This window comes from Acinetobacter sp. YH12201 (genome assembly GCF_013418145.1).
In the GTDB taxonomy this organism is placed as follows: Bacteria; Pseudomonadota; Gammaproteobacteria; order Pseudomonadales; family Moraxellaceae; genus Acinetobacter.
In genome coordinates this window covers 1-7,543 of the sequence record NZ_VPCP01000107.1, presented here as the reverse complement: position 1 = coordinate 7,543, position 7,543 = coordinate 1, and the positions used below count along the sequence as shown (strand labels likewise).

Genomic DNA, 7,543 nt, shown 5'->3' with positions numbered 1-7,543 from the left:
AAATGTATATCGTTGGCAGAAGAAATTATTTAGACCAATGATCAAAAACTTCATTGATGACTTTATTCTCGATAAAAATCATCTGCTACCACAGAGAATCTATAAATAATACTGCGTAAGTCCTAGATTATTACAAAAGTTCTGATCGCCCTGATTGCGGTGTTGCATCTTTATATTTTAATTTTGGAAATGTTTTTGTGGGATAAACCTCTGGGTATGAAAGCCTTTGGCAATACTGCAGAAAAGGCAAAACTCACCAAGGTGCTGGCACAAAATCAGGGTCTGTATAATGGTTTTTTAGCCGCAGGCCTGATCTGGTCGCTACTTGCGCCTGCAAGCTATGCACTTGCACTGGCAAATTTCTTTTTGGCTTGTGTGCTGGTTGCTGGGATTTATGGCGGTATTACCGCAAGTAAAAAAATTATTTATATTCAGGCATTGCCTGCACTGCTGGCTTTGATTGTGCTGAACTTAGTTTAAGTAAACGATATTTTTCAGCTTAGACTATGCGGTTTAATAAATTGATCAGTTCGGATGGGTCGGGATGCTGGCTTTATTTTTGAAATGTATTTTAGGGTAGCGGTTGTACTTATTATTTTCCTTCTGTCCAAGAGTAAAGCGTTTTATATCGCCGGTCTGGTGTCACTCTTTCCGACTTTTGCCCTGATTGCCCATGTGATTGTGTCGCAACAGTAGGGTGCAGAAGCTTTGCGTAAAATGGCATATTGGGTTTATGGTCTTTAATTCCCTATGCCATTTATTTGCTGATGATTTATATGCTGGCAAGCAAAATGTTGATGTGGTCCTGTTTAAGCATAGCAACCCTTTGCTGGATTGTGGCTGCGGCAGGGCTGATTTATGGCTGGCAGATGTTTCAGCAGTAATGATTTAATAAACAAAAATTAAAGCATCAAAAATATTTGCTATCGCGGAAGAGCCATTCGCAACTGTTCGAGGCAGAACTACTTTTTTAAAGTAATGTTTCTGCGAAAAATTTTATATTTTTCGGTAATCGGCGAGTTTTGCGAATGGCAAATGCCTTTGGTTACTTTGGGCGAAACCAAAGTAACGAATGAGCTGTTTCAATTTATGTTATAGCTGTAAGACTCCGCCGAAAAGAAATAGGTATTTTGGATTAATCATCCACACCTAACCACTGACGTTGATCATAAGCACTATCCCAGAACAGCCATTCCAGTTTGGCAGCCGTGGTATAGGCATGATGCATTTTCTCTAAAGTATCTGCATCACAACGAGCAGCTACGCTATCAACCGTCGCAATTACGTTACGAACTGCCTGATTAAACTCTTCACCGGCATAGGTATCAATCCAGGCCTGATAAGGATTATTCGGAATGGAATGTTGAACAATCGCTTTACCGACTTCAGCATAAATCCAAAAACAGGGCAGTAAAGAAGCCAGAACCACCGGATAGCTTTCTGACCAGGCTGTGGCGGTTAAAAATGAAGTGTAATGATGACAAGCCAGAGTCAGTGGCGTGGTTCTAAATTCTTCTTGGCTAATGTCAAATTCCTGCATAAAGTCAGCATGCAGGCTGCGTTCTACCACAATGGCAATCCTGGCAGCATCTGAAAACTGCATGACATCTTCCGCTGTAAATGCTTTTGCAGCACAGACCGCCAGTGCACGGCCATAAGCCAGTAAATAATGCGCATCCTGAATCACATAATGACTAAAAACGTCTTTGCTCAAAGTCCCTTGTGCAAGTTCTTGGTTAAATGGCAGGGCTAAAGTTTTTTCGTATAAAGCCAAGTTGCGTTGCCATACATCTTGAGAAAAGCTCATGTCATCATCCTGTCGATGTTAAAAGAAGAATTTACAGAAGGCGGGACTATAACAAGAGTTTTCAACTCAAGATATGCAGTAGAAAAAATAGTGTATTTGTACTCAAAAAAAATCATACCAAGAACTTTGGATTAAAGTAAAAAAAGCCGTCATAATTGAAGCGATCAAATTTCAAGTGCTCTCTTTTAGGTTCTGCCCAATGCACTTGATATAAATTATTTGTCTATAGGTCGATTTATCATAATGAAACATTTTGGTTTCTCCATTATTTTTACCATCGTGTGTCTGGCTATATCTGCATACTGGGGATTTACCCATGGCCCGGAAGCAGGGGTAAAGACCATGTTCACGGCACTGACCATTACGGCTATTTTGGCTGTTATGGAAGTGTCTCTTTCTTTCGATAATGCGGTGGTGAACGCCTCTGTGCTCAGAGGCTGGGATCATTTCTGGAAAATGATTTTCTTGACGGTTGGGATCATCATTGCCGTGTTCGGTATGCGTCTGGTGTTCCCGATTGTGATTGTTGCCGTAACTGCTGACATGGGCATGTTCGAAGTCGTGAAAATGGCCCTAAACGATCCGATCAGTTATTCCGAAAAGCTGATGGCCCATCATGCGGAAATTGCAGCCTTTGGTGGTTCATTCCTGTTACTGGTGTTCCTGAATTTCTTCCTGGACAGCGAAAAAGATACCCACTGGTTTAGATGGCTGGAAGCGCGTTTATCCAATCTGGCTAATGTACCGGCAATGTCAGTCTTCCTTGCTTTAATTGGCTTGCTGATCATGGCAGCCAATGTAGAAGAGGCCACACGTTTAGTGGTGACCATGGCCGGGATTTGGGGAATTGTGATTTACATTGGGGTTCAAGTATTGAGCCACTTGTTAGGTGGTGAACCTGAAATTGATGAAGAGGGTAATGCTGTAGCACATGATGCCAGTGGTGCCTCTACAGGCGTTATTAAAGCCGGTTTAGGCGGTTTTATTTACCTGGAAGTACTGGATGCATCGTTCAGTTTTGATGGTGTAATCGGTGCTTTTGCTATTACTTCGGATGTGGTGATCATTATGCTCGGTCTGGCGATTGGTGCCATGTTTGTGCGTTCAATGACCATTTATCTGGTAGAAAAAGGTACCTTGGATGCTTATATCTATCTTGAACACGGCGCGCATTATGCTATTGGAGCTTTAGCCTTCATTATGCTGGCCAGTGGTACCGGTGTACATGTGCCGGAAGTAGTCACCGGTTTAATTGGTGTAGCGTTTATTGTCTGGGCAGTCATTGCTTCCATTCAATATAGCAAACGTCAAGAACGAATCCATTAATGGTTTTTTAAGAAAACCGAGTACAATAGGGACGCATGAAAATGCGTCCTTTTTTATGGTGGTTCATTCCTGAAAAATCAGCATTTATAATATGAATGTTGTAGGATAATCCATCGAAATGAATTTTATAGACCCAAGCCAATTAATATGATGAATGCTTTAGAACGCCGTTCAACCTTTGCCTTAAGCAGTATTTTTGCACTGCGTATGTTGGGCTTGTTCATGATTATTCCTGTGTTTTCGGTGGCAGGGCAGTCATATCAAGGGGCAACCCCTGCACTGATTGGTTTAGCTGTTGGGGTCTATGGTTTAACCCAGGCCATTTTACAAATACCATTTAGTTTGCTGGCCGACCGCTTTAGTCGTAAGCCTTTGATCATTATTGGCTTGTTGCTGTTTGCCCTGGGTGGTGCGGTTGCGGCGATGTCCGAGACCATTTATGGCGTAATCATTGGCCGTGCCATTGCCGGTGGTGGTGCTGTTTCAGCGGTGGTGATGGCACTTTTGGCCGATGTGACCCGTGAAGAACAGCGCAGCAAAGCCATGGCCGTGATGGGCATGAGTATTGGTGTATCCTTTATGGTGGCCTTCAGTCTGGGGCCTTGGCTGACCAGCCTGGTGGGAATTTCTGGCCTGTTCTGGGTGACGACTATTATGGGTTTGGCTGCCATATCGATGCTGCTCTTTGTTCCTAAGGTCACCCGGCATCATAAAAATTACCAGCAAGGTTATGCTGCACAGTTGAAACAGGTATTGAAAATGGGCGATTTAAACCGTCTGCATGTTTCAATTTTTGCCTTGCACCTGTTGCTGACCGCGATGTTTGTCTATATGCCATCGCAACTGATTCAGTTTGCTGGTATTCCTTTATCCAGTCATGGTCTGGTGTATTTGCCACTGCTCATTATTAGCCTGTTTTTTGCCTTTCCGAGCATTATTCTGGCTGAAAAATATCGCAAAATGCGCGGTATTTTCCTGACAGCCATTGCTGGAATTGTATTGGGCTTGCTGGTGCTGATTTTTGGTTATGAATCTAAATATGTTTTATTGGCAGGTTTGGGGTTATTCTTTATTGCCTTTAACGTGATGGAAGCCTTGTTGCCTTCATGGTTATCCAAATCGGCACCAATCCAGTCCAAAGCGACAGCCATGGGCGTGAATTCCAGCAGCCAGTTTTTAGGGGCATTTTTTGGTGGCATGATTGGTGGTCAACTCTTGTTACTCAATAATACCTCACTGGGTTGGAGCATTCTGGCGGCTATTGCGGTGGTCTGGTTATTGATCAGCTTTGGTTTGGCCCAGCCGCGTTATCTTTCTTCATTGGTACTGCCCTTGCCCGAGACCAAACAAACGGATGAGTGGACTTCTCAACTTTTGGCAATTCGTGGTATTGAAGAGGTTGTGGTGATGTCCGACCAGCAATTTGCTTATGTTAAAATTGATAAACAGCTGATAGATGAAGCTGCGCGACAAGATTTAACGCAGTTGTTGGGTAAAGAGGTAGCCATTTAAGCATAACTCTTATAAAGTAAAATATAGAAATGAATAGGAAGTGTACGTCTGATGCGTGGTGTTAATAAAGTTATATTAGTTGGAACTTTAGGTAAAGATCCTGAAACCAAAACTTTTCCAAATGGTGGTTCTCTGACTCAGTTTTCAATTGCAACCAGCGATTCGTGGACTGATAAAAATACCGGTGAGCGTAAAGAACAAACTGAATGGCATCGTATTGTGTTGCATAACCGCTTAGGTGAAATTGCACAGCAATATCTACGTAAGGGTTCAAAAGTTTATATTGAAGGTTCATTGCGTACGCGTCAGTGGACAGACCAAAGCGGTCAGGAACGCTACACCACAGAAATTCGTGGTGAACAGATGCAAATGCTGGACAGTAACCGTCAGCAAGGTGAACAAGCTGCGGGTGGCGATAACTCGGGTTATAACCAGCCACGTTTCAACAATAATCAAGGCGGCTATAACAACAATAATAACAACCAAGGCGGTTATGGCAATCAGGGTGGTTATAACAACAACCAGAACAATCAGGGTAATAGTTATGGCAATAACAACCCGGGTGGTTTTGCGCCAAAACAACAGCCTGCACCAGCAGCAGCTGCACCGGCAGATTTAGATGATGATTTACCATTTTAACTTGCACTATTAGAACGGCAAGTCATCATCCAAACCCTTTGTGAAAAGCAAAGGGTTTTTTTATTGTCTAAACCAATCAACTGTAAAAATCAGATAGAAATTATAAATCTATAAATCCGATAATTTTTATAAAAAAGTACGGTTTTACCTATTTGATAATCTTTCGTATTCTAGCTTCACCAAATAAGCAATCCCGAAAACAAGCTAGAGGATATTTCATGAGTTTAATCAATACAGAAGTGAAGCCATTCAATGCAACAGCGTATAAAAATGGTGAATTCATTCAAGTCTCTGAAAAAGACATGATTGGGAAATGGTCAGTGGTATTCTTTTACCCTGCAGATTTCACTTTCGTTTGTCCAACAGAACTCGGTGATTTGGCAGATAACTATGCTGAATTCCAGAAAATGGGCGTAGAAATTTATTCAGTATCGACAGATACCCATTTCACTCACAAAGCTTGGCACGATTCTTCTGAGGAAATTAAGAAAATCCAGTACACCATGCTGGGTGACCCAACCTGGACCTTGGCGAAAAACTTCGAAGTGTTAATTGAAGCTGAAGGTCTGGCAGACCGTGGGACTTTCGTCATTGATCCGGAAGGTAAAATCCAGATTATCGAAATCAACGCTGGTGGTATTGGCCGTGATGCGCAAGAACTTTTACGTAAGGTCAAGGCTGCACAATATGTCCATGCTCACCCCGGTGAAGTTTGCCCGGCAAAATGGAAAGAAGGCGATGCAACCCTTGCACCTTCAATCGACCTGATCGGTAAAATCTAATCTCAAGTTAAAATACTCTCCTAAAAATCCAGAATTTCGGTTCTGGATTTTTTATGCAGGTTCTGGGTAAAAGAGCAAAATAGATTATCCTAACTATAGGACAATGATGATATTGATCTGAATGAAATGATTTTTTGTATTAAATTTGAGGGTAAAAATCCATTATCTCATTCTTGGGACGCTGTATATTGCACTGTGGCTAGGCTGGAATCTTTAAAAAATCTAAGATAAGTGCATATTGTTTCCTAGAGATAGGAGTTTGAGATGAAAAAAATTATTGGCGTTTACCGCAACCAGAACATGCATTGGGTGGGTGACGGTTTTCCAGTAAAAAACCTGTTTTCCTATGATCGCCTAGGGCAGGCAATCAGTCCATTTTTACTTTTGGATTATGCAGCACCCTACCATTTTAGCCCAACGACGCAGCAGCATGGGGTCGGCTCGCATCCACATCGCGGCTTTGAAACCGTGACCATCGCCTATCAGGGTGAAGTGACGCATAAAGACTCGGTCGGTGGTGGTGGAACCATTCAAAGCGGTGATGTGCAATGGATGACGGCAGGAGCAGGTCTGGTACATGAAGAATTTCATTCAGCCGAATTTGCCCAAAAGGGTGGCCTGTTTGAAATGGTGCAGCTTTGGGTCAACCTGCCTGCAGCAGACAAAATGACCGCACCGAAATATCAGGCCATTATAGCAAAAGATATTCCAGTCATTAATTTTGAACAGGATGCAGGGTATATCCGGGTGATCGCCGGGAACTATGCCGGGCATACAGGTCCTGCTTCAACCCATAGTCAGGTCAATGTCTGGGATGGTGAATTAAAAGCCGAGCAGATTCAGCATCTGCATGTGCCTGTCGATCATAATGTGCTGCTGGTGTTGCTGTCGGGTGAAATACAGCTGAATAGAACGCAGCAGGTACAGGACAGCTCGATTGTGATGTTTGCTCAAGATGGCGAAATTGATATTCGAGTTGAAGCACTGCAAGACAGCAAATTTTTGCTGCTGACCGGTCAACCGTTAAATGAGCCAATTCAAGGCTATGGACCCTTTGTGATGAATAGCAAAGATGAAATCATTCAAGCATTCAATGACTTTAATAGCGGTAAGTTTGGTGAAATTCCGGTTACAGCTTAGGTCGGTATTCACTGGGTTGATTCAAAAAGAAACAGCCCCTAAAAATTGAGGGGCTTTTTTGCGAACTGAATTTTTTGTTGTCGGTATATTTGTATAGTTGTGGCTGATGAAAACGTGATGGAGTTATCAGGTTTTAACTTTTTCTATCATAATAATATTGGAGGGTTTTGTAAAACGTTAGTTAAAAAAATGGTTAATATATATTACTTTTTTTCTCTGTACACGACAAATTTCATAGGATCCTTGTCCTATCAGGCTTTTTCTTTCTTAAAATTGCTAGCACTTTCTTAAATTCTTCTTTTTTTCCAAAACCAATCAAACGTAGAATAGCCATTTG

General features: G+C 42.2%; 7 protein-coding genes and 2 pseudogenes. 8 read left to right on the top strand and 1 reads right to left on the bottom strand.

Features of this window, described 5'->3' with window-relative positions:
* The 3 genes and pseudogenes from FTU91_RS14845 to FTU91_RS14835 all read left to right on the top strand — a co-directional run.
* Positions 1-109 (top strand): annotated as a pseudogene (locus FTU91_RS14845) (IS701 family transposase); the annotation flags it as partial.
* A 17-nt stretch (positions 110-126) separates the two neighbouring features.
* Positions 127-480 (top strand): DUF1304 domain-containing protein, encoded by a 354-nt coding sequence (locus FTU91_RS14840; protein WP_166170792.1) that lies wholly within the window; start codon positions 127-129, stop codon positions 478-480.
* A gap of 64 nt (positions 481-544) precedes the next feature.
* A pseudogene (locus FTU91_RS14835) lies at positions 545-884 on the top strand (GlpM family protein).
* A 251-nt stretch (positions 885-1,135) separates the two neighbouring features.
* Here the strand turns inward: FTU91_RS14835 and tenA are convergent.
* Complete coding sequence (gene tenA / locus FTU91_RS14830) at positions 1,136-1,807, bottom strand: thiaminase II (RefSeq protein WP_180082731.1); 672 nt, start codon at positions 1,805-1,807, stop codon at positions 1,136-1,138.
* A 240-nt stretch (positions 1,808-2,047) separates the two neighbouring features.
* Here tenA and FTU91_RS14825 point away from each other — a divergent pair, with 240 nt between their 5' ends.
* From FTU91_RS14825 to FTU91_RS14805, 5 genes are all read left to right on the top strand, one after another.
* Positions 2,048-3,133 (top strand): DUF475 domain-containing protein, encoded by a 1,086-nt coding sequence (locus FTU91_RS14825; RefSeq protein ID WP_180082733.1) that lies wholly within the window; start codon positions 2,048-2,050, stop codon positions 3,131-3,133.
* Positions 3,134-3,280: 147 nt separating this feature from the next.
* Entirely contained in the window at positions 3,281-4,645 is a 1,365-nt protein-coding gene (locus FTU91_RS14820; RefSeq protein WP_180082729.1) for an MFS transporter, read from the top strand.
* A 51-nt stretch (positions 4,646-4,696) separates the two neighbouring features.
* Positions 4,697-5,284 (top strand): single-stranded DNA-binding protein, encoded by a 588-nt coding sequence (ssb, locus tag FTU91_RS14815; RefSeq protein ID WP_180082726.1) that lies wholly within the window; start codon positions 4,697-4,699, stop codon positions 5,282-5,284.
* A gap of 218 nt (positions 5,285-5,502) precedes the next feature.
* A complete protein-coding gene (ahpC, locus tag FTU91_RS14810; RefSeq protein ID WP_180082724.1) occupies positions 5,503-6,066 on the top strand; it encodes an alkyl hydroperoxide reductase subunit C in 564 nt (187 codons plus the stop codon).
* A 264-nt stretch (positions 6,067-6,330) separates the two neighbouring features.
* A complete protein-coding gene (locus FTU91_RS14805; protein ID WP_180082722.1) occupies positions 6,331-7,206 on the top strand; it encodes a pirin family protein in 876 nt (291 codons plus the stop codon).
* The last annotated feature ends 337 nt before the right edge of the window (positions 7,207-7,543 follow it).

Excerpts from the sequence above, each read along its gene's own strand:
- tenA (WP_180082731.1), bottom strand. The coding sequence starts at position 1,807 with ATGAGCTTTTCTCAAGATGTATGGCAACGCAACTTGGCTTTATACGAA.
- FTU91_RS14820 (WP_180082729.1), top strand. The coding sequence starts at position 3,281 with ATGATGAATGCTTTAGAACGCCGTTCAACCTTTGCCTTAAGCAGTATT.
- ssb (WP_180082726.1), top strand. The coding sequence starts at position 4,697 with ATGCGTGGTGTTAATAAAGTTATATTAGTTGGAACTTTAGGTAAAGAT.
- ahpC (WP_180082724.1), top strand. The coding sequence starts at position 5,503 with ATGAGTTTAATCAATACAGAAGTGAAGCCATTCAATGCAACAGCGTAT.
- FTU91_RS14805 (WP_180082722.1), top strand. The coding sequence starts at position 6,331 with ATGAAAAAAATTATTGGCGTTTACCGCAACCAGAACATGCATTGGGTG.